Source organism: Candidatus Methylomirabilota bacterium, assembly GCA_035764725.1.
Classification (GTDB): domain Bacteria; phylum Methylomirabilota; class Methylomirabilia; order Rokubacteriales; family CSP1-6; genus DASRWT01.
The window spans coordinates 1-22,238 of the sequence record DASTYT010000031.1 but is presented as its reverse complement, the minus strand read 5'-3'; the positions used below and the strand labels follow the sequence as shown (position 1 = coordinate 22,238).

Annotated in this window: 19 protein-coding genes; 4 read left to right on the top strand and 15 right to left on the bottom strand. The window is 70.1% G+C overall.

Annotated elements, in window-relative coordinates; all coding sequences use genetic code 11:
- Positions 1 to 35 precede the first annotated feature (35 nt).
- The 7 genes from VFX14_04525 to VFX14_04495 all read right to left on the bottom strand — a co-directional run bounded on the left by VFX14_04525 (position 36) and on the right by VFX14_04495 (position 13,284).
- Positions 36 to 1,421: a sigma-54 dependent transcriptional regulator gene (locus tag VFX14_04525; protein HEU5188935.1), complete on the bottom strand. Its 1,386-nt coding sequence runs from the start codon at positions 1,419 to 1,421 to the stop codon at positions 36 to 38.
- A 65-nt stretch (positions 1,422 to 1,486) separates the two neighbouring features.
- Positions 1,487 to 2,566 (bottom strand): MBL fold metallo-hydrolase, encoded by a 1,080-nt coding sequence (locus VFX14_04520; protein HEU5188934.1) that lies wholly within the window; start codon positions 2,564 to 2,566, stop codon positions 1,487 to 1,489.
- An 82-nt stretch (positions 2,567 to 2,648) separates the two neighbouring features.
- Positions 2,649 to 3,404 (bottom strand): SRPBCC family protein, encoded by a 756-nt coding sequence (locus VFX14_04515; GenBank protein ID HEU5188933.1) that lies wholly within the window; start codon positions 3,402 to 3,404, stop codon positions 2,649 to 2,651.
- 3 nt (positions 3,405 to 3,407) lie between these two features.
- On the bottom strand, positions 3,408 to 3,869 hold the full coding sequence (locus VFX14_04510) for a DUF2231 domain-containing protein (protein HEU5188932.1): 462 nt from the start codon (positions 3,867 to 3,869) through the stop codon (positions 3,408 to 3,410).
- Between the two features lie 48 nt (positions 3,870 to 3,917).
- Complete coding sequence (locus VFX14_04505; protein ID HEU5188931.1) at positions 3,918 to 4,151, bottom strand: hypothetical protein; 234 nt, start codon at positions 4,149 to 4,151, stop codon at positions 3,918 to 3,920.
- A gap of 24 nt (positions 4,152 to 4,175) precedes the next feature.
- On the bottom strand, positions 4,176 to 4,499 hold the full coding sequence (locus tag VFX14_04500) for a PRC-barrel domain-containing protein (protein ID HEU5188930.1): 324 nt from the start codon (positions 4,497 to 4,499) through the stop codon (positions 4,176 to 4,178).
- Between the two features lie 145 nt (positions 4,500 to 4,644).
- The gene (locus tag VFX14_04495; GenBank protein HEU5188929.1) at positions 4,645 to 13,284 is read right to left on the bottom strand and encodes a glucoamylase family protein; all 8,640 of its coding nucleotides are present in this window, start codon (positions 13,282 to 13,284) and stop codon (positions 4,645 to 4,647) included.
- 255 nt (positions 13,285 to 13,539) lie between these two features.
- Between VFX14_04495 and VFX14_04490 the strand changes: the two genes are divergently transcribed.
- Positions 13,540 to 13,713, top strand: coding sequence for a hypothetical protein (locus VFX14_04490; GenBank protein ID HEU5188928.1), 174 nt, complete (start codon positions 13,540 to 13,542; stop codon positions 13,711 to 13,713).
- Positions 13,714 to 13,917: 204 nt separating this feature from the next.
- Here the strand turns inward: VFX14_04490 and VFX14_04485 are convergent, their stop codons facing one another.
- On the bottom strand, positions 13,918 to 14,814 hold the full coding sequence (locus tag VFX14_04485) for a BON domain-containing protein (GenBank protein HEU5188927.1): 897 nt from the start codon (positions 14,812 to 14,814) through the stop codon (positions 13,918 to 13,920).
- A 57-nt stretch (positions 14,815 to 14,871) separates the two neighbouring features.
- Positions 14,872 to 15,027 (bottom strand): DUF3309 domain-containing protein, encoded by a 156-nt coding sequence (locus tag VFX14_04480; protein HEU5188926.1) that lies wholly within the window; start codon positions 15,025 to 15,027, stop codon positions 14,872 to 14,874.
- Positions 15,028 to 15,346: 319 nt separating this feature from the next.
- On the opposite strand from VFX14_04480, the gene VFX14_04475 reads away from it, so the two are divergent.
- Positions 15,347 to 15,583 carry a hypothetical protein gene (locus VFX14_04475; protein ID HEU5188925.1) on the top strand — a complete coding sequence of 79 codons (237 nt, stop codon included), beginning with the start codon at positions 15,347 to 15,349 and terminating at the stop codon, positions 15,581 to 15,583.
- 57 nt (positions 15,584 to 15,640) lie between these two features.
- Here the strand turns inward: VFX14_04475 and VFX14_04470 are convergent, their stop codons facing one another.
- The 6 genes from VFX14_04470 to VFX14_04445 form a co-directional block, all read right to left on the bottom strand.
- Complete coding sequence (locus VFX14_04470) at positions 15,641 to 16,135, bottom strand: hypothetical protein (GenBank protein HEU5188924.1); 495 nt, start codon at positions 16,133 to 16,135, stop codon at positions 15,641 to 15,643.
- Complete coding sequence (locus VFX14_04465) at positions 16,135 to 16,398, bottom strand: GlsB/YeaQ/YmgE family stress response membrane protein (GenBank protein ID HEU5188923.1); 264 nt, start codon at positions 16,396 to 16,398, stop codon at positions 16,135 to 16,137. The genes VFX14_04470 and VFX14_04465 overlap by 1 nt, the downstream gene beginning before the upstream one ends.
- Positions 16,392 to 16,745, bottom strand: coding sequence for a response regulator (locus tag VFX14_04460; GenBank protein ID HEU5188922.1), 354 nt, complete (start codon positions 16,743 to 16,745; stop codon positions 16,392 to 16,394). Before VFX14_04460 ends, VFX14_04465 begins: the two co-directional genes overlap by 7 nt.
- A 28-nt stretch (positions 16,746 to 16,773) precedes the next feature.
- On the bottom strand, positions 16,774 to 18,306 hold the full coding sequence (locus VFX14_04455) for a DUF748 domain-containing protein (GenBank protein HEU5188921.1): 1,533 nt from the start codon (positions 18,304 to 18,306) through the stop codon (positions 16,774 to 16,776).
- Between the two features lie 74 nt (positions 18,307 to 18,380).
- Positions 18,381 to 18,713: a hypothetical protein gene (locus VFX14_04450; protein ID HEU5188920.1), complete on the bottom strand. Its 333-nt coding sequence runs from the start codon at positions 18,711 to 18,713 to the stop codon at positions 18,381 to 18,383.
- Between the two features lie 19 nt (positions 18,714 to 18,732).
- Positions 18,733 to 19,971, bottom strand: coding sequence for an ATP-binding protein (locus VFX14_04445; GenBank protein HEU5188919.1), 1,239 nt, complete (start codon positions 19,969 to 19,971; stop codon positions 18,733 to 18,735).
- Between the two features lie 202 nt (positions 19,972 to 20,173).
- On the opposite strand from VFX14_04445, the gene VFX14_04440 reads away from it, so the two are divergent.
- Together VFX14_04440 and ligD are read left to right on the top strand one after the other, a co-directional pair.
- Positions 20,174 to 20,356 carry a hypothetical protein gene (locus VFX14_04440; protein HEU5188918.1) on the top strand — a complete coding sequence of 61 codons (183 nt, stop codon included), beginning with the start codon at positions 20,174 to 20,176 and terminating at the stop codon, positions 20,354 to 20,356.
- A gap of 3 nt (positions 20,357 to 20,359) precedes the next feature.
- Positions 20,360 to 22,238: DNA ligase D (ligD, locus tag VFX14_04435; protein ID HEU5188917.1), on the top strand; the 1,879-nt coding region annotated here is incomplete at its 3' end.

Here is a 22,238-nt window from a genome sequence, read left to right as displayed (position 1 = left end):
AGGCGAAGTAGACGCGGCGAGCGGGACCCCCGCGCTCAGGAGCCGTTGTAGCGGCGCAGCTTGTTGTGGAGGGTCTTGAGGCTGATGCCCAGGCTCTCGGCGGCCCGGGTCTTGTTGTTGCCGAGGGCGGCGAGCGTCTTGAGGATGAGGATGCGCTCGGCCTCGTCGAGCGTGATGCCGACGGGCTGGTCGCTCGCGGCCTCCGGCCCGGCGCCAGCGCTGGCGGGGGCGGGAGCGGGCACCGGCAGCGGTCGCTGCCCGCCCAAGGAGAGGTGGGAGGCGGGGATGTGTACCTCGTCGCTGCCGACCACCGCGCGCTCGATGCAGTTCCGGAGCTCCCGCACGTTGCCCGGCCACGTGTGGCGCTTGAGGGCCTCCAGCGCCTCCTCGGTGAGGGCCTTGGCGGCCTTGCCGTACTTGGCGGCGAACTCCGAGATGAAGGCATCGGCGAGGAGCGCGATGTCCTCTTTGCGCGCACGCAGCGTCGGCATCGTGAGGCTGAACACGTTCAGCCGGTAGTAGAGGTCCTCCCGGAACGTGCCCTGCTTCATCGCCGCCACGGGATCCTTGTTGGTGGCGGCGATGATGCGCACGTCGACCTTCACCTCGGTCTTGCCGCCGAGGCGACGGATCACGCCGTCCTGGAGCACGCGCAGATACTTGGCCTGGAGCGCCGCGCTCATCTCGGCGATCTCGTCGAGGAAGAGCGTCCCCTGGTCCGCCAGCTCGAAGTAGCCCGCCCGGCGCTCGATGGCGCCGGTGAAGGCCCCGCGCTCGTGCCCGAACAGCTCGCTCTCAAGCAGCGTCTCCGGGATCGCCGAGCAGTTGACGGCGACGAACGGTCCCTTCCCGCGCGAGCTGAGCGAGTGGATGGTGCGGGCGACCAGCTCCTTCCCCGTGCCGCTCTCGCCCGCGATGAGCACGGGAGCGTTGGTCGAGGCGGCCTGGTGCACGACGCGGTAGATCTCCTGCATCGGGGCGCTCGAGCCGATGAGCTGGCCCATGGAGGTCACGCTGCCGAGCTGTCGGCGCAGTAGCGTCACCTCGCGGAGCACCTCGCTCTTCTCGATGGCCTTCGCCACGAGCGCCCGGAGGCGGCGCACGTCCACCGGCTTGGTCAGGTAGTCGTAGGCGCCTTCCTTCATGGCCGAGACCGCTGTCTCGACGGTGGCGTGACCCGTCAGCAAAATCACCGAGGCGGCGGGCAGCTCGGCACGCAGCGCCTCCAGCAAGGCGAGGCCATCCATCCCGGGCATCACCAGGTCGGAGACCACCACGGCGGGACGGAACTCGGCCGCGAGGTCGAGAGCCTCGATGCCATCGGAGGCCTCCAGGACCTCGTACCCCCAGGTAGACAGGAGGAGGCCGAGGGCGGTCTTGGAATCCGCCTCGTCGTCCACGATGAGCACGCGGTCGGCCATGGGCAAGATAGTCTGACCGGGTTTGCGCCGGAGCGCAAGAGCGCTCTGGCCCAGCGGATCTTCGGCTACCAGGATGCAGTCTGTCCGGGGGGGAGAATCAGGATGTGATCGGACGGGAGCCCGCGGCGGACCACCTCGGCGGCGATACGCTTCGGCGGCTCGTCGTACGGCTCGCGCGCCAGGGCATAGGTACCCCAATGGATGCCGACGAAGGTCGTGGCGCGAAGATCGGTGAACGCCTGAAGGGCCTCCTCCGGCGAGATGTGCACCGGGCGCGCGGTCTCCCGGGGGGTATAGGAGCCGATGGGCAGCGCGGCGAGGTCGAAGGGACCGTAGGCGTCGCCGGTGTCCTTGAAATGCCGATAGTAGCCGCTGTCCCCGCCGAAGTAGAAGCGCTTGGACCCCAGCACCGCCCACGACGACCACAGCCGGTGCCCTTGGTCGGCGAGGGTCCGGCCGCCGCCGTGTTGCGCGGGGGTACACACGAAGGTGACGCCGCCCTCCGCCGTCGACTCGCCCCAGTTCAGCTCGGTCACGTGCGTGATGCCTCGCTCGGCGAACCACGCCTTGAGACCCATGGGAACGATGAAGTGCGGATCGAAGGTGTCGGCGAGACGCTTCACCGTCGTCGCGTCCAGATGATCGTAGTGATCGTGGGAAATGAGAACCACGTCGATACGTGGGAGATCCTCGAAGCGGATACCCGGCGGGGTATAGCGGTGGACCCCGATCACGCCGAAGGGCCCGACCACGTTGCTCCAGGTGGGATCGGTGAGAATAGTGAGGCCGTCGAGCTGCACCAGCACCGTCGCATGTCCGATCCAGGTGACGGTGGGCGCGGAGATGGCACCTCCACGGAGGCGCTCCAGGTCGGGATGCCCCCCGGGCAACGCGGCCACCCGGCGCTCCGCCACCAGCCACGTCATGCCGGTGACCAAGGTGTGCAGGCGCGCGGAGAGCGGACCACGCGAGTAGTGCGGGTCCTGGTTGAGGTAGCGCGCGCCGACGAGCTTGGCGGCGGCGAGCTGACCCGCGGAGGGCGTGTCGATTTCCGCTCGAAGGCTCGCGGGCTCGCTGCCGATCAGGAGCAGCGCGACAGCGAGACAGCCCCCGGCCCACGGAGCGACGCGACGTAGGGCTCTCATCGCTCTCAGTGTAGGGCCGCTGTCTAGACCTCACGCGCTACGATCGCCTGACCGGAGACCTCCTGCCCTCGATGGTGCCCCGTTACTTGGCGGGGCGTGGTGCCTCCGGCGCCCGATATCCCAGCGCCGACGCGGTGGCGGGCTGCATCCCGTCGCGATCCTCGTGCGCGCGCGCCATGGCCTCCCTCAAGCGCGTGAGATCGTCCTGTATGCGCTCGCCGGGATCCGCGCCGAAGAGCGCCGTCACCAGATGCGCGAGCTCGCCCCCCGGCGGGTGGTACTGAAGGGAGACGCGCACCAGCGTCGCGTCCCCCGTGAGGCGCTCGAAGCGCACCGAGCCCGCGTGCTCCACACGGGCGCCCTCGTCTGTCCGCCAGGCGATCACCTCGTTGGGCACATCATTGATGATCCGGGCATCCCACTCGAATGTCCTTCCCAGCGGTCCTTTCACGCGCCAGTGGGACCGCCCATCGGGGTAGACCGACACGGACTCGACGTGCGGCATGATGCTCGGGAGGTTCCGGAAGTCCCGCCAGAACGCATAGAGCTTCTCCGGCGGCTCCTCGAACACCATCTCGCGCTCGACCTTGACGCCGAGATTGCCCTGCATGGCCTCTCCGCGCCCGGATCGGTCGATGCCGAGCACGGAGTAGAGCGCGCACCACCCGGAGAAGCCGCGCAGGAAAAGCGAGCCCCCGAGCCAGGCGATGCTCTTTCCCCCGCGGGCCCCCCGCCGCAGGCCATAGGCCATCAGCGCGGCACCCCCCGCGATCGACGCCAGGCGCTCGAAGGCCCCGAGATTCACCTTGGGCGCCACCACTTCGTGCTCTCCCTTCATCGGTCAGGCCACCTTTCGTTGCGCCCGCGGAGGTGCCGCGGCGGTTTCCATGCCCATGCCGTGGACGAATACCATCTCGCCGCCCAGCCAGCCGACGACACCCAGCAGGAGGAGCCCCACGATCGAGATGGCCACGGGCCCGGGCCCCTGGTCTCCCTCCCAGCGCCCCCAGAGGCTCCAGCCGAAGATGGCCACCACGAACAGCGCGGCGATCACGTGGGCGAAGGCCAGGTCGCGGACCCGGGCATCCGTGACCGTCATATAGTCCACCAGGCCTGGGACCGCGGCCACGAGGGCGCCCACGATGCCGCCGGCGATCGCGTACAAGGCCACGTCGAACCATACCGGCTTGCCCAGCCCGGTGAGCCGGATGATGTCCGCAAATACGGAGAACGTGCAGAGTCCGATGGGGATGCCGACCAGGACGGGATGGATCGGATGGCCGGCGATGCGCGCACCGGTCATCGGCGACCCTCCCGGCACGTCGCCCCGGGGTCGGGCCTCGGTCCCCGGCTAGGCATTGACCGCCTTCCTGTCAATCCCCTCCATCGCGGCGCAGCTGGCGCAGCAGAAAATGCGGTCGCCCAGCTCGACCCCGTGCCCGATCACACGGCATCCGCAGTGCTCGCACATGGGGGCGAGCCGGTGAATGGCGCACTCGAAGGAGTCGAACGTCCCGCGCTCGCCACCGACGCGGATCTCCATGGTGCGACGGTAGTCGTTCCCGCAGACGTCACAGCGTCCCATCGGATCTCCTCGAGCCAGTCCGGCCTAGAGCCAGTACGGCGGGTACTGATAGTGGGCGTGCAAGAGAGTCTCGTACTCGCGATCGAGCACATGCTCCTCCGAGTACTCGGGGCCCTCCTCGATCCGCTTCCGCTCGATGTTCATCACGACGAGTTGTTTGTGCGGATCCACGCTGCTGATCCAGGCCGTGGAGAGCGCCACCTTCTTCCCGGGCAGCCACTTGCCGGTGTCGATCACGAGATAGCGGAGCTTGAAGCCTTCGTCGACGAGAAAGTCCGAGACCCCTCCGATCTCGCCATCCGTGGCGAGGATCGTGTAGCCGAGAATCTCTTTCGTGCTCATGAGCATGGGAACAGCCTCCTCCGGGAAATAACTTCGGCGAACTGGGAGGCAAGAGCCATGCCCGCGCCAAGTCCTTGATAAGTCTTTGCTGCGGGGCGATCGGGCGAGGACGCAGGCAGGTTTGACCCGGTAACTTACGGGTTGGCGCCGGTCAGCCCATCCAGACACGCACCCGATGTGTGGCCCCGTCGTCGAGCAGCGGGAGGCCCTCGGGCCCGAGCTCCATGCGGGCGCCGTCCACCTCCACGCGCTCGACCCCGCGGGTGACGCCCTTGGGGTTCTCCACCGTGATCTCGTAGCGAGAAGCGTGGTAGCGGAAATGCAGGGAGAAGCCGGCCCAGATGCGGGGGATGCAGGGATCGATGAAGAGCGCGGCGCCGCGGAGCCTGAACCCGAGCATCCACTCGATTCCTGCCCGATACATCCAGCCTGCCGAGCCCGTATACCAGGTCCAGCCGCCACGCCCGATGTGCGGCGCCTCGGCGTAGACGTCGGCCGCGATCACGTAGGGCTCCACGCGATACCGGTAGAGGCCGGCGCGCGTGCTCGCATGGTTCACGGGGTTCAGGATGGAGAAGAGCTCCCCCACCCGATCGCCGTCGCCGAGGGCCGCGAAGGCCATGATGGCCCAGATGGCGCCATGGGTATACTGGCCGCCGTTCTCACGGATTCCGGGCGGATACGCCCGGATGTAGCCGGGATCCCGCCGGGGACGGACGAACGGTGGCGTGAACAGGAGCACGAGGGCCTGCTCGCGATGCACCAGATACTCCTCGACGGCGCCCATCGCCCGCGCGGCCCGAGTGCGGTCGGCCGCCCCGGAGAGCACGGCCCAGGACTGAGCGATCGAGTCGATGCGACACTCCGGGTTCTCAGCCGAGCCGAGCGGGGTGCCGTCGTCGAAATAGGCGCGCCGGTACCAGTCGCCGTCCCAGGCCTGCGAGTCGAGCGCCGCGCGAAGGGCGGCGGCGTGCACGCGCCACCGCTCGGCGCGGGCGTGCTCCCCGCGCGCCTCGGCGAGGGGCGCCCACTGCTCGAGCGTGGCGAAGAGGAACCAGCCGAGCCAGACGCTCTCACCCTTGCCCTTGGGGCCGACGCGGTTCATCCCGTCGTTCCAGTCGCCCGTGCCCATGAGGGGGAGGCCATGCGGCCCGACGCCGAGGCTCCGGTCGATGGCGCGGGCGCTGTGCTCGAAGAGGCTGGCGACCTCCTTGGAGATGGTGGGCTCGAAATAGCTCTCCAGCTGGTCGTCGTTCAGGACCGCGCCCTCGAGGAACGGGGCCTCCGCGTCAAGCACCCCGCCGTCGCCGGTGACCGCGATGTAATGGGCAGCGACGTACGGGAGCCACAGGAGGTCGTCCGAGATCCGCGTGCGCACGCCCCGCCCGGACGGCGGGTGCCACCAGTGCTGGACGTCGCCCTCGCGGAACTGGCGGGCGGCGGCCCGGAGCAGATGGCCTCGGGCGATGTCGCGTGCGGCCACCGTCAGCGCCATCACGTCCTGAAGCTGATCCCGGAACCCGTAAGCCCCGCCCGCCTGGTAGAAGCCGGCCCGCGCCCACACACGGCAGGCCAGCGCCTGGTAGAGCAGCCAGCGGTTGAGCATGAGATCCAGCGACCGGTCGGGCGTCTTCACCTGCACCGCGGCGAGGAGGTCGTCCCACCGGGTCTTGACCGCCTCCAGCGCCGCCTCGAGGTCGATCGCACGGTAGCGCTCGACCAGCGTCTGCGCTTCCTCTTCGGACCGCCCCTGGCCCAGGAAGACCACCACCTCGGTCTCCGCGCCCGCCTCGAGGCTCAGGCTCACCTGCAGCGCGCCGCACGGGTCGAGCCCGGGGCCGACGTGGCCCGACAGCGGCTGGCCGCGCTCGAGGGCGTCGGGATGGTCGGGGGTGCCGTTCCGTCCGAGGACCTCCGTCCGGTCGCCGCTCCAGGCCGTTTGGCGGCCCGCCAGGTCGAAGAAGGCAACCCGGCCCGGGAAGTCGATGGTCCACGCGTTGCGTGCCAGCAGGGCGCCGGTGCGCGGGCACAGCGAGGTGACCACGAAGGGCGCGGTGGTGGCCCGCGAGGCGCCCAGCACCCACTCTGCATAGGCGGTCACGGTGAGCCGGCGCGGGCGCGACGACCGGTTCACGACGCGTAGACGCGAGATCTTCACGGGATCCTCGAGGGGCACGTACTGGATGAGGTCCAGCTCGATGCCATGGGCGCGATGGGTGAAGCGGCTGTAGCCCTGGCCGTGCCGGCAGTGATAGGGCCACGCCTCCTCGCGGATCGGCAGCACGGTGGGGCCCCAGAGGTGCCCGCTCTCGTCGTCGCGAATGTAGAGGGTCTCGCCCGGCGTGTCGCTCACCGGATCGTTGGACCACGGCGTGAGCTGGTTCTCGCGGCTGTTCTCGGCCCACGTGAAGCCCGCGCCGGACTCGGAGACCTGGAAGCCCAGCCGCTCGTTGGCGATCACGTTGATCCAGGGCGCGGGCGTCCACTGGCCCTCGCCGAGGGCGACCATGTACTCGCGACCGTCGTCCACGAAGCCGCCCAGCCCGTTGTCGAACTCCCACGGCGGGCGCGGCGGCAGCGGGTCCGGCGCATCCTGCCGCACGGGGGCGAGTCGGCGCTCGCGCCGCCGCTCCGTCGCCGGGGGCTCCGCCCGCGCGACCTGCTCGGCGAGCGTCCCCTGCCGGCTCAGCAGGATCACGCGCGCCGCCGCGGTGAGACAGTCGCGCTCCTCCCCGGACAGGAGATCGCCGCGCAGCACGAACACCGAGCCCTCGCGGGTCGCGCTCAGGGTCGGACGCCCGGTGCGCACCAGTCCCTCCAACGCGTTCTGCAAATCCTGAAGGTAGGAGGACGGCTTCTCGTTGACGATGACGAGGTCTACCGCGAGGCCCTTCATGCGCCAGTACTCGTGCGCGCGCAGGAGCTGGCGCACGATCCCGCGGTCTTCCATCTCGTCGATCCGCACCAGCACGATGGGCAGATCACCCGAGATCCGGTGCTTCCAGAGGCCGGCGGGCCCCAGCATGTTCCGCGCGACCACGGCGGCGGGACCGCGCATCCGCATGTCCGTGTAGAGGATGCGGTTGGCGAGCTGCTGGAAGAGATGGGCCTCGTCGGTGTCGATACCCAGGTGATGGAGCTGCACCTGGGCCTGCGTCCATGCCAGCGTGGCGATGCGCTCGAACGTGGCCGGGTCGCGGTACTTGTCGGCCATGAGGAGCACGGCGGACCGCGACGTGGCGAGCATGGTGGCGAACACCACCCGCGCGCTGCCACCTGGAGCCAGGCGCACGCGGCGGCGCAGGCTGAAGATGGGATCCAGCACCGCGCCGGTGCTGTTCGACAGCGGCCGGCCCTCGATCATGGACATCGGCGTGCGGATCCCGCGCCCGCGCCCGAGGAAGCGCGAGCGGTCGGTCTCGTACTGGGAGCCTCCCACGCTCGTCCCCTGCACGACCATCACGTGCGCCGCCCATACCGGATCGTCCTCGGGCGACCGGGCCGCGCGGCTGGCGAGCAGCGTGTCCAGCTCCGCCACCGCCTCGGTCTGCACGAAGAGGTTCGAGAACACGGGATGGGCGGCGTCCGCCCGGGGCGGAGCGAGCACCAGCTCGGCGTAGGAGGTCACGTCGACCTCCCGGGGCTCGGTCCCCAGGTTGATCAGGGAGACGCGGCGGATCTCGGCGTCGTCCTCCGGCGAGACCAGCACCTCGAGCGAGGACATGATGGTGCCGTCGCGCCGGCGGAACTCCGCGCGGTCTTCCAGGAAGGTGGCCTGATAGGTGTCGGGCTCCACGCCGGCGGGCTGATAGCCGGCCGACCAGACGTCGCCGCTCCGGGCGTCCCGGAGGAAGACGAACGAGCCCCACGCGTCCCGCGTCCGGTCTTCGCGCCAGCGCGTGACCGCGACGGGACCGCACAGGCTGTAGCCGGCTCCGGCCGCCGTGATCATCACCACGTAGCGGCCGTTCGAGAGGAGGTGCGTGCGCGGCAGCGGCTCCGCGGGTGACGTGAAGCGGCGGGCGATGGGCACCACCGGCTCGCGGGCATGGGCGGGGGACCGCACCTCCTCGCCGCGAGGCCGGGTGACCGGGATGTCGCGCGGCACCCGCTCATGGAGGAGGAGCTCGGTCGCCTCCATCACGGGCTCGCCATGGAAGCGCCGGCGGAGCAGGCCGTCCAGCAGCACGTTGGCGAGGGCGGTCAGCGACATGCCCTGGTGATGCGCCATGTAGCAGCGCACCACCGCCACCTTGGCGCCTTCGGGGAGGCGCGAGCGCGTGAAGTCGAGGGCCTCGTAGTAGCCGTGGTCCCCGCACCCGCCGAAGCGCGCGAGCTCCACGAAGTTCCGTGCCGCCGACGGGGCGTCCACCATCGCGGCGAGGGCGGTGGCGTAGGGCGCGATCACGAGATCCTCGCCGAGGCCTCGCTCGAGGCCCAGGCCGGGCACGCCGAAGCTCGAGTACTGGTAGGTAAGGTTGAGGTCGCGCACGTTGTAGGCGGACTCGGAGATGCCCCACGGCACGCTGTTCGAGGCGCCGTAGGCGATCTGGCGCTTCACCGCGAGCCGGCACGACTGGTCGAGCAGGCTGCCTTCCGGCGCGTGCATGACGATGGCGGGCATCAAGTACTCGAACATCGAGCCGGACCACGACACCAGCGCGCTGCCCAGCTCGATGGGCGTCATCGGCCGGCCGAGCCGGAACCAGTGCACGGGCGGGACCTCGCCGCGCGCCACGCAGAGGAAGCTGGTGAGCCGGGCCTCGGAGGCGAGCAGGTCGTAGCGCCCTTCGTCGAGCGTTCCGTCCGCTACGCGATAGCCGATGGCGAAGAGGTGCCGGCTCGCATCGAAGAGGAACGTGAACTCCATCCCGTCCGCGAGGGCGAGGACGGTCGCCGCCGCCGCCTCGCGCCGCTCGCCCTCGGCCGTCGCGGCGAGCGCCGCCCGATCGAGCGCGTCGATCACCTTGAGCAGGCGCCCGCGGTCGAGCGAGGGGGCGCCGCCGCCCTCGAGCAGGTCCCGGATCTCCCGTGACGCGGCGGCGGCCTCGGCGGGCAGCGCGCCCAGGGTGAGCGCGGTCCCGAGCAAGCGCGCGACCGCGGGCAGCCCCGCCACGACGTCCGGCGGCAGCGCCGCCATCACCTCGTCGAGCGGCTCCGCCCAGGGCGCCAGCGCGTCGAGGTCGCGGCGATGGCTGGCGATGCTCGCCTGCAGCGCCTCGACCCACACCGTGACCTCGCCCGCACGCGGGGCGGCCAGCTCGGCGAGCCGGGCCGCGCCGGAGGCGAGCTCGCGCAGGCGCACGGCCCACGCGGGCACGGTCGCGGGCTCGGAGACGAGCGCGGTGCGGAGCTCCACGACCGCCATCTGCAGCGCGTCCGGCTGGGCGGCGCTCCGCTGGAGCGTGTCCTGGAGCACCACCAGCGCGTCGTCGATGCCCCGCCCCACGCGGCGATCGACGAGCGGACGGTGCGCCCGCTCCCGGAGGGCCACCGCCACCACGCCGAGATGGGCGGCGAAGTTCCCGCTGTCCACCGTCGACACGTAGCGCGGCTCGAGGGGGCGCAAGGTGCTGGTGTCGTACCAGTTGTAGAGGTGGCCGCGGAAGCGCTCGAGCTTCTCGAGCGTGGCGAGGGTGGCGGCGAGCCGGTCGTCGAAGTCGAGCGTGCCGATCCAGCCGAGATCCCGCGCAGCCGTCGACGAGAGGAGGTAGAGACCCACATTGGTCGGCGAGGTCCGATGGGCGACGACCGGACGCGGATCCTCCTGGAAATTGTCCGGCGGCAGCCAGTGATCCTCCGCGCCCACGAAGGCCTCGAAGAAGCGCCAGCTCCTCCGCGCCACCACGCGCAGGACGTCCCGCTCCTCGCGACGGAGCTCCTCCGCGGGATGCGCCCGCGGCGGCATGCTCAGCCACCGCGCCACCGCGGGCGAGAGCAGCCAGAGCGCGATGAAGGGGAATGCGATGGACCATGCGTGACCGGGCGCCAGCGCCGCCACCACCATCGCCGCCACGGCGAGGGCCACCGCCCCCCACATGCGCGCATACACGTCCGTGAGATCGAGGCTCGAGCGCGCCTTCACCTGCGCGGCGGACACCCACTCGAGCAGCCGCCGCCGCGACACGAGACGCCAGAGCGTGCGCAGCATCGCGTCGCCCATCAGCCAGGCCTGATGCGCCAGGAGGATGAGGGCGAGGGCGATGTGCGCGCCGGCGAGGGCGAGGTTACCCACCAGCGAGCGCAGGTAGACGCGCTTGGAGATGCCGGGGCGCTTGGGCATCACGTCGGTGGTCACCGGCACCAGCGCGGGCAGCGCGAGCGAGAACAGCACGAGCTTGGTCCACACCTCGGGCGCGCCGCCGGGCAAGAGCCACGCGAGGAGCAGGGTCATGTAGGCGCCGGGTGCGGAGAGCGAGCGCCGCAGGTTGTCCAGCATCTTCCACCGGCCGATGGCCGGGATGCGCGTGCGGCCATCGCGACCGCGCGCGGTGCCGCGCAGCAGCCAGGGCAGGAGCTGCCAGTCACCGCGCGCCCACCGGTGCTGCCGGGACGCCGCCACCTCGTAACGGGCGGGAAACTCCTCGAATAACTCGATGTCGGTGACGAGCCCGACCCGGACGAACACGCCCTCGAAGAGGTCGTGGCTCAGCAGCGCGCCCTCGGGCGCCCGCCCGGCCAGCGCGCTCTCGAAGGCGTCCACGTCGTAGATGCCCTTGCCGGTGTACGAGCCCTCGCCGAAGAGGTCCTGGTACACGTCGGACACCGCGGAGGCGTAGGGATCGATGCCCGCCGGACCGGACGAGATCCGCTGGAAGAAGGAGCTCTCGCGCTCCGCCGACATGGTAGGCGCGATGCGCGGCTGGAGGATCCCGTAACCCTCCACCACGCGCTGCTGCCGCGAATCCAGACGCGGGCGATTCAAGGGGTGGGCGAGCGCGCCCACCAGCTTCGTCGCCGCGCCGCGCGGGAGCTGGGTGTCGGCGTCGAGGGTGATCACGAACTTGACCCCCGCGGGGGCGGGCCCCGCGAGATACGTGGTCTCCGCGGCGCCGCGCAGCAGCTGATTGAGCTCGTGGAGCTTGCCGCGCTTGCGCTCCCAACCGATCCACCGGCGCTCGCTCTCGCTCCACACGCGCTTGCGGTGGAAGAGGTAGAAACGGGGCTCGCCGTCGGCGTTGGGCCCGTGCTGGCGATTGAGATCGTCGATGCCGGCTCGCGCGGCGGCGAGGAGCGCGTCGTCGCCGGGCACCGAGGCGGCGTCGGCGTCCGTCCAGTCCGAGAGGAGCGCGAAGCAGAGATGGCCGTCGACGTTGGCGAGGTAGTGGATGCCGAGACGGCGCACCTGCTCGGCGATCTGCGCCTCGCTGCTGAGCAGCGTGGGGACCGCCACCAGGGACTTCCAGCGCTTCGGAATGCCGCCGGCGAGGGCGAGCCGCGGCAACGGGCGCGGGGGGAAGACTTCCACGACCGCCCGATTCACGAGGGCGATGGCGACATCGGAAGCCGGGAACACCGCGAACACCGCCAGCGCCACCATGAGGGCGGTGGCAATGCCCTGCTCCTGCGTGTAGAGGAGGGGCAGACAGAGAAAGAACGCCGTGACGATGGCGATGCTGCCCAGATAGCTCCAGGTCGCCGAGCTCACGTAGGCGCGGACGAGATGCTGGCGCAGCCGCACGCGATAGCCGACGGCCTCCTCGAGCCGGCCGCGGCCGCGGGAGATCAGGTAGTAGCCGGGATCCTCCACCCCGGGCGCGTGCGCGCGGACCAGGGTCAGCGCCGTACGCACCACCTCGAGCTCGCTGCGCCCGGACCCGCGCGCGAGGTCCTCGATCGCCTTGCGGTAGCGGTCGCGGGTGGTGAAGTCCATCGCGCCGAAGTCGCTCTCCGCGCGCAGGAGGCGATCGACCAGGCTGACGCTCTCGAAGAATTCCCGCCAGTCGAAGTTCGCCATCACGCGGAGGCTGGTGATGACGTTTCGGACCGTCACGTTCGCGGCGCCGTGGCGTTGATGCTCGGCGCGCACCAGCTCCTCGGCGGTGGTCCCGGCGCCCGCGAGCCGCGACTCGAGCCAGGCGAGCGCGGGCGTGGTGGCGGGATCCTGGTCGCGAAGACGCTGGGCGAGCTGCACCGCGAAGGCGGCGGTCAGCACCTCGTCGCCCACGCGCTCGAAGGCGTGCGGATCGCCGGGCCGGCCGCCCTGCCCGAGCAGGGTGTCGGCGAGGCGGTCGGCCTCCATCCGTGCTGCCCGCGCGTTCACGATCTCCTCGGAGAGCCGCCGCAGGTTCTCGAGCAGGATGAGGCGGAGCGCGATCGGGACCGCCCAGATCTCGCGGATCAGGAGCGGCTCTACCTTCTGGAACGCCGTCACGAAGCGCTGGGTGGACGCCGACTCGAAGCGGCTGTCGGTGTGCTCGATGTAGGCCCACGCGAGCCCCACCGCGCGCGGCGCGCCGCGGAGCGGCCCTTCCGTGAGGATAGGCAACTCCCGGTAGAAGCCGGGCGGGAGATCCGTACGGACCTCATTGAGGACGTCCTCGACGATGTAGAAGTTGTCGACCAGCCACTCCGCGGCGGGCATGGTCGCGCGCTCTTCGTTGATCACGGAGGCGAGCGCGCGGTAGCAGCGGAGGAGGACGCGGCCGTTGTCCTTCACGCGCGCGAGGAGCGCGGCGCCCGCCGTCTCGCCGTCCGCGACGCGATGGCGGGCGATCGACGCCGCGAGCTGCTCGAGGCGCTCGGCGCTCAGGAGCTCGCCGCGGATGGGATCCGAGCCGAACAATGTCATCGAGAGCGAGATAGAGAGCGAGAAGAACCGGAAAACTTGACCGAGCAGATTCTACCAAGCCCGCGGAGTTCGTGGGCGCCCTCGATTTCCGATCCCCGCGACATCTCCGCTAGATGGCTCGCATCGGGTCCAGCCGCGTTGCGTGGCATGTGATTTGCCTGTAAACTCAAAGGAGGTGTCCTCTTCATGAGAACTGCCATAGGTTTGATCAGTCTCGGTGTCGCGGGTGGGATCCTGCCCACGGGAGCCGCAGGTATGGCCCATGTCGCCCCGGTGGTCGGCGGCGCCGTCGCGGCCCTCGCCCTGCTGGTCGGGGCCTGCTTGGCCGCTCCCGCGCTCAGGCGGCGGCGGGTCGCCCCTTCGCCCAGGCCCGCGGCCAAGCCCGTCGTGCCGCTCCAGCCCGTTCCCGCCGCTCGCCCCCACATCTAGCTAGTCTCCGCGCCGGCCTTGACGCCGGCGCCGCATCAGCCACAGCTCGCGCTTCACCCACAGGAGGGCCGCGAGCACGCCCGCCGCCACCGCAAGAATCAGCCAGCCCGTATCGCTCATGAGCTACTCCGGTGTACTCCCAAAAAAACGAGCTGGGAAGTCGCCTTCCCAGCTCGTCTCCTTCACCCGACCGACGCAGCCGCGTTACTTCGTCTGCGGAGGCCTGGTCGCGCCGCCCACCCCGACGTCGAGCTTGCCGAGCGTCTCGGCGTCCAGGCGACTCGTCACCTTCAGATTCTCACTACGCTGGAAGTCGCTCACCGCTGCGGCGGTACGCGGTCCCCAGACGCCATCGATCGGGCCCGGGTCGAAGCCCTTCTCCTTCAGCTTCTCCTGAGCGGCCCGCACGTGGGTCTGACCCGCCGCGTTCGACGCGGTCATGTCGTGCTTCATGTCCGACGTCTTGTCCGACACGCGCTCCTTCAGGCTCGGTTTGTCCGAGCTCATCTTGTCCGAGCTCATGCTGGCGCGCGGGCTCTCGTACGTCGTGTCGTTACGCACCGACCGCACCCCCGGCACCTCACGGGCCATCTGCGAGGCCCGCGCGCTGTCGTTGATGCTGGGCAGCTTGCCCTGGAGCGTCACCACGCCGTTGTCGGTGCGGATGTCAAGGCTCTTCAGTTTCGGATCGGCCTTGAAGCGCTCCTTCACCTGCTTGGTGATATCATCATCCTTCGCCTCAACCATCTTCTTGGCGGAGGCCGGAACCACCTGCAGCTCGTTCTTCACGCCCTGCACGCCTTCGACGCCGCGGGCGACGTCTTCCGCCGCCTTCTTCGCCTCGTCGCTCTCCACCTTACCGCGGAGATAGACCATGCCTTTCTGCGTCTCCACGTGCACGGAGGCGCCGGGCACGCGGCTGTCCGCGAACAGGGCGATCTTGGCCTTGGACGTGATCCACGAGTCGCTGACGTTGGTCTTCACCGCTTGCGTGGTGGACGACTTCTCCTCGGTGGACTTCTTCTCGTCCGCCGCGCTGACCCACGCGGGGGACGCGGCGAGCGCGAGGCCGACCACCACGCTTGCGCTCAGCTTGGTCATCCGATGCATTGCGTCTCCTCCGTTTTGTTCGGGTTGTGTTCGAGCCGGGCCCGCGCGCTAGACGCGGCCGGTCAGGGCGAGGATCAAGAACACGAGCAGGACGATTCCCAGTAGCCCGCTCGGGAAGTATCCCCATTCCCGGCTGTACGGCCATGCTGGGACGGCTCCCAGCACCATCAGAACGAGCACGACGACGAGAATCGTGCTGAGCATCGTCTCGTCACTCCTTTCGGCGGCGTCTAAGCTTCCACTCGTGCCACGGTACGCACTCGAGAAGTGCAACCTCCGTGCCGCCCCCCATCTCACAGAAATGCGAGTGCTTTTCGCTCGTCACGCCCTATCCGATGCGCGCGCACGAACAAAATCACCCGGTCAAGGCGACTCGTGCCGGCCCGCCGTCGGGCCGCGTCGGCGCGCCGCGCCGCCACGTGCATATGGATCGCGCGTGGCACCCGCATTGCTCGTGTTGACGAGAGTGCGCTCGGTGAGATGGAGCGAGCTCCGAGCAAGAGAGCGAGAGGAGGTGAGCGAGATGAAAGGATTCATCGTAGGGGCCCTCGCGGGCGCGGTCGCGATGTACATCTGGCGCGATGAGATCGGCCACTATCTGGACTCGAGGACGAGCGGCCTGCGGACCCGGGCCGCGGATACGCTGAAGCAGGCCGGCGACCTCATGGAGTCCGCCAGCGGGGCGATCGGCGACACCCTGGCGGCCGGGCAGGAGGCGATTCGGCCGGCGCACGTTCGGGACGTGTCGGCGAATCGGTAGGAAATCCGCCTCGACGCCCGGCCGGGCGCTATGTCAGCGTCCGCCGGGCGTCGGCGTCTAGTCCCGCCAGTGACGCGCGAAGTACGCGGCGTCGTCGTCGCTGCGCGGGGACACACCCATCACGATCCCGCCCGTGCGGAGGCCGGAGTCGTAGCGCTCGGCACGCTCCTCCGGGATGCCCGCGCCGACCAGCGCGCCGATGACCCCGCCCGCCGCGCCGCCCACTCCGGCGCCGGCCATCGCCGCGGCGACCGGTCCGGCGAGGACCAGGCCCGCGCCCGGGATGACCACGGTGGCCGCGGCCACCAACGCCCCGAGGACGCCGCCGGCCACGACCCCAGCGCCGGCGCCGACGCCCGCGCCTTCGAGCGTCTTACGCTTCCCTTCACCGTCCGACACCGGAGGGCTGGGCCGGGCGACGTCGCCCAGCAGGCGGTCGCGCGTCTCGTCGGCCATCAGGACGCTCACGTCCGCCGCGCTGTACCCGCGGCTGCGCAGGGCCTGATAGGCGCGCTCCGCCGCCTCGCGATCCGCGAACAGACGGGTCAGCATCAGGCTCCCCGCATGGCGCGGCCCGCCACCACGCGATACAGCACGAGCAGGATGATCGCCCCCAGCACCGCCATGACGAAGCCGACGGGATCGCCCGGTTGGTACCAGCCGAGCCCGCGCCCGATGTAGCCACCGATCAGCGCGCCGACGATGCCGATGATGATGGTCATGACGAAGCCGCCCGGGTCGCGGCCGGGATGCACGAGCTTGGCGACGATGCCCACGATCAGCCCGAAGACGACCCAGCCGAGCACGCTCATGATGAACCTCCAAGAATCGTGAAGAGGCGCGCCGGATCCACCGGCTTGACCAGATGCGCATCGAAGCCTTCGGCGAGCGCCCGCTCGCGGTCCTCCGGACGATTGTGTCCGGTCAGCGCGATGAGGCGGACCGCGCGATGGCCGGCGCGGATGCGGCGCGCCGTCTCGTAGCCGTCGATATCGGGGAGGCCGATGTCGATGAGGGCCCAGTCGGGCTCGGACTCCGTCACCGCACGGACGGCGTCCTCGCCGGAGGCGGCCACCCGGACCTCATGCCCCTCGAGCTCGAGGAGAATCTGGAGCGCCTCGCGGCTGTCCTGACTGTCCTCGACGACGAGCACTCGCGTCATGGAGCAACCGGATTCGGCCACGGGCGCCCTAGCGCTCCCGCCCGCGCCGCTCGAAGCCGGGCAGGATGGCCTTGATGAAGGCGTTCTCGAAGAGCCGCCCCGCCGCGACCACCGGCCTCACCTGCGGATTGTCGATGCGGCCCGATATGTCGACACGCGTGGCCATTTCCTCCCGTGGCCGGTTCTCGAGCACGGTGGACATCGCGCCCACCACCGCCTCGTACGCGCGGCGAACGATGTTCTTCTTCTTGTCCTGCCCGGGATCGTAGACGTTGACGTCCTTGAGGAGCGGCTTGACGTAGCCCGATATCATGCCGTCCTTCGCGGCCAGCTCGGAGTAGAGCGCGAACTCGCCCCCCGCCACGTCGACCTTGGCGTAAGCCTTCCAGAGATCGTTCATCCGAGTCATGTCGACGTCGGTGATGCGAATCTGAGCCTCCACACCCGGCGTGGGCTTGCCGGGCCGGAAGCGGGCTTTCACCACCGCGGGGCCGCTGTCCATGAACTTCCCGGTCAGCTCGAAGTTCCCCAGGCCTTCCGCGCTCTGGCTGCTGATGTTCCGGGCATGGATGGCGGTGTCCGTCAGGAAGAGACGGTAGGGAGGATTCGTCCCGCGGTTCACGAAGGCCAGGGTGCTGCGGACGACGTCGAACTCGCCGATCTTCACGAGCACCCCCGGCTTCTCCGATACCGTTTCGGTCGCCTGCACGACCTTGCGCGTCGCTTGCTTCTCGGGTGCGGTGCCCTTCACCTCGTGCACGTACTCGACGTCGACGCCGGAGATCTCGGCGTGCTGGAGGTCCGCGGTCTTGACGGTCGGCGCGTACTCGACGCGGCCGTCGGCTCCGAGCAGACCACCCTTGATCGTCACGTTGGCGAAGCGGCTCGTGAGCGGCCGGAAGTAGTCGAGCTCGATCCCCTGCAAGCTGACGTCGGCGAGGATGCCCGGATGCGGCTCGGCGAGGAAGTCCGCATTGCCGTCGATCTTGAGGCTCCCGTGCTCGAACACCTGCGCGCTCGCGTGGACTTCCGATGGATAGGTGCGCTCCTGCGACTTGACGTTACGAATGTTCGACGCCTCCACGTTCACCTGCCGCAGGTGGAGCGGCTTGTACGCTCCGGCGTCGGTATAGACGAACGTTCCGTCCTTGATCGTGAACAGGTTGATCTTCAGTGGATAGATGGCCTCGAGTGCCTCCTGCCATCCCTTCTTCTCCACCGGCACCGGATCCTTCGCCTCCTCGCGCGCCTGGGTGAGGTTCAGGTTCACCGACGGCTCGACGATCTCGATCTCGCCGACCACGCGCGCCCGGACGAGCTGCCGCCATTCGACGCTGGCGCTGAGCCGCGGGATCGAGGCGACCGGGGGATCCGGCGCCTGCTCCTGACGGACCACGACGTCCTTCAGGTCCAGCGAGAACCCGAAGGGATGGAAGTCGAGGTGGCCGATCGAGACCTTGTAGCCCTTGAGCGCCGCGTTCATCCGAGACTCCATCGAGCGGCGCATGGGCTCGTCGAGCTGGAAGGCCACGAGATACGCGAGCGCGACGACCACCGCCACCGCCGCCCCCGCGATCCACCAACGGCGGGAAGGCGGCCATGTAGGTCGCCAGTGGAGCGCCCCACGCCGCGCCATCACCGGCTCTTCGGGAGTCTCGCCTCCAGCATGCCCGCCTGCTCGCCGATGGCGTGGCGGAGCTCGCCCGCCTTGCGCTCGACGTACGCGGCACCATGCTGCGCGAGCCGCTCGAGATCCATCATCGTGTCCTGCCAGCGGCGAAGCAGGTCGCCGTCCTGGAAGCGGGCCCTCGCCTCGCGGCCCGTGCGCGTCGTGACGAGAAAGAGCACGGCCGCCCCCGTCACCGCGGCCGCGGCCACCGCGATGAGGCCCACCATCTCGCGCTTTGCCCTGCGTGCCTGATCGTGCCCACCGTTCGCCGCGCCACGGCGACGCGTGATCGTATTCATGGGGTAACTCCTTTCATTCTCATCGACCGCTCAGGACCGTCACCTGGCGGACGAGCTCGACGGCGTCGACCGGCTTCGGGAGATGGACCTGGAATCCCTCGGCCAGCGCCCGCCGGCGGTCTTCAGGACGCGCGCCCGCCGTCACCGCCACTGCGGGGATGCGGCCCCCGCGCTCGGGGCCGAGTCCGCGGATGGCACGCACCAGCTCGTAGCCGTCCCCGCCGGGCATGGCGATGTCGCTGATCACGATGTCGAAGGCGCCGTGCGTGAACGTCTCGATGGCCTGACGCGCCGAGCCCGCCGCCGCGACCTCCGCGCCGAAGCGCTGCAGCAGGATGCGCAGGCTATCGCGCGCCTCCGGCTCGTCCTCGACCACCAGCACCCGCACGCCGATGAGGGATGAGGCCCGCAGCCCGCGCGAGCCGCCACCCATGCCATCGGTCGATCCGGTGACGTCGTCACGAGTCACCGCGGGCACGGTCGTTCCCGGGAGCGGAAGCTCCAGCGTGAAGGTGGACCCGCGGCCCTCGCCGTCGCTCTCCGCCCGGATGGTGCCTCCGTGCAGCTCCACGATGTGGCGGGCCAGCACCAGCCCGAGTCCGGGGCCGTCCTCGACCGGCGGCACGCGGCTCTCCTCCGGCCGATAGCGATCGAAGACATGCGGCAGGAAATCGGGAGCGATGCCGTGGCCGCTGTCGGCGATGCTGAGCATCGCTCGATCTCCCGACCGCCGCAGCGTGACGCCGATGCGTCCCCCATGGGGCGTGAAGCGGATGGCGTTGGTCAAGAGGTGCCAGAGGACCTGGCCGAGCCGGGCCGGATCACCGGAGATCACCCCGACCGGCATGCCCAGATCCGTCTCGATCGAGAGGCGCTTGACCTGGGCCATGGGCCGCACGGCCTCGACGGCGCTTCGCACGATGGCGACCAGATCTACGGGCTCGAGGTCGAGTCGCATGCGGCCCAGGGCGATGCGCGAGAGATCGAGCAAGGTGTCGATCTGACGCGCCTGGAGCAGGGTGGCATGCTCGAGGCCATCGAGGGCCCGGGCGACCACGGCGGGCTCGCCCGCCTGCTCGCGCAGCACCTGGGTCCACAGGCGAATGGTATTCAGGGGGTTGCGGAGCTTGTGGGCGAGCGAGCGCATCAGCTCATCGTTGAGCCGGTTTGTCCGATCCGCCGCGATGCGAGCGAGGCGCTCCCGCTTCAACTCCTCACGAAGATGCCGCGCCTCCTCGAGATCAGCCCGAGGGTCCATGTCGGCCCAATGCAGCAAACGCCGTGCCGCCGGCCACCGGGCTGTCTGCACATGGCATTTCTCTTGCTCCTGTTGTCTGTATGGCGATACCAAGAGCAATCTCCTGGACGAATAAGTGCGACGGTTCAGCGACGGGGGCACGAGTTTACCCACTCGCTTTTCCCCGGGGCCGGCGATGAACGAGCCCAGGCATACATCGACTGTGTCCGCGCTCGAGATGATTCGCGCGTGTTTTCGCCATCAGCATCCGGAGGATTTCGGACGCGCGATGGTGGACGAGGGACCGATTCCGCCGGAGCTGCGCTACGGGACGGACCACGTCCATCCGAGCGGGCGCATCTTCCCCGAAGAGTCGATGGGCGATCCGGACGCGTTGACCGCCTGAGCGATGCCGCTTCGCGAGTACGCGCGCAAGCGCGATTTCACGCGCACGCCGGAGCCGCGCGGACGGGCCCATGGGGCTCGGAACGGCGCTGCCTTCGTCATCCAGAAGCACGCGGCCTCGCGCCTGCACTGGGACTTCCGGCTCGAGCTCGACGGCGTGCTCAAGAGCTGGGCCGTCCCGAAAGGCCCGAGCCTTGACCCCACCGACAAGCGCCTCGCCATGCACGTCGAGGATCATCCGGTGGAGTACGGCGACTTCGAAGGCGTGATTCCTGCGGGCGAGTACGGCGGCGGCACCGTGATGCTGTGGGATCGCGGGACGTGGACGCCGGCCGGCGATGCGCGCGAAGGCTACCGGAAGGGCTCGCTCAAGTTCACTCTCGACGGCGAGCGCTTGCATGGCGGCTGGGCGCTCGTGCGGATGCGCGGCCGGAACGAGCGCGACGGTGACCGAACCTGGCTCCTCATCAAGGAGAAGGACGGGGCGGCGCGGACCGGCTGGGATGCCGCCAAGATCGAGGGCAAGGCGAAGAGCGTGGCGAGCGATCGCACCATGGAGCAGATCGCCGCCGCGAAAGACCGCGTCTGGCATGCGAAGGACGCGCCCTGGGAGGGGCCCTCGACGACGCTCGCCGCGGCGGCCCGCGCGGCGGGCGCGAAGCCCGCGACGGCGCGCGGTGCGCGCGCGAAGCCCGCGGCGGCGCCCGCCCCACGCGGCCGGGCGGGCGCGCTGCCGCGCTTCGTCCCGCCGGAACTGGCCACGCTCGTGTCGGAGGCGCCCGAAGGTGACCAGTGGCTGCACGAGATCAAATTCGACGGCTATCGCCTCCTCGCCCGGCTCGAGAACGGCCGCGCCCGGCTCATGAGCCGCAACGACAAGGACTGGACGGAGCGCCTCCCTGAGGTCGCCGAGGCGGTGGCGCGCCTTCCCGCCCGCCGCGCGCTCATCGACGGCGAGGTCGTCGTGCTGCAGCCCGACGGCACCAGCAGCTTCCAGGCCCTGCAGAACCTCATGCAGGGTGAGCGGCGGGGCGAGCTCGCCTACATGGTCTTCGATCTCCTCCACCTGGACGGCCGTGATCTCACCGCACTCCCGCTCGAGGACCGCAAGGCCGCCTTGGGGGAGCTCGTGGGGGAGAAGGCGTCCGGCATCGTCCGCTACAGCGCGCACGTCGTAGGGGGGGGCGCGGAGTTCCTGCGCCAGGCCTGCCGCCTCCATCTCGAGGGCGCGGTAGCCAAGCGGCGCGACGCGCCCTATCGCTCGGGCCGCGGGCGCGACTGGCTGAAGGTCAAGTGCGGGCGCCGCCAGGAAGTCGTCATCGGCGGCTTCACCCGGGGCGAGGGCTCGCGCGTGGGCCTCGGCGCCCTGCTCGTGGGCGTGCGCGAGGGCCCGCGTCTCGTCTTCGCGGGCAAGGTGGGCACGGGCTTCGACGCCCAGAGCCTGCGCGCGCTGACTTCTCGCCTCGCGAAGCTGGAGCGGCGGGACAGCCCCTTCGACCCCGCGCCCCGCATCGCGGGGGCGCGCTGGGTCAAGCCCGAGCTCGTCGCCGAGGTCGCCTTCACCGAGTGGACCAGCGACGGCAAGATGCGCCACCCGTCGTTCCAGGGCCTGCGCGAGGACAAGCCCGCGGCCGAGGTGCGGCGCGAGGTCGAGGCAGTCCCGAGCGCGCGCGCTGGAGACCGTGCGATCGGCGCCGGAGCTGGCGACGGGGCGACGGTGGGCGGCGTGCGCCTGACCCATCCCGATCGCGTTCTCTTCCCGAAGCCGCGGACCACCAAGCTCGACCTCGCCCGCTACTACGAGTCGATCGCGGAGTGGATCCTGCCGCACCTGCGCGACCGGCCGACCTCGCTGGTGCGCTGCCCGGAAGGCCTCGCGGGCG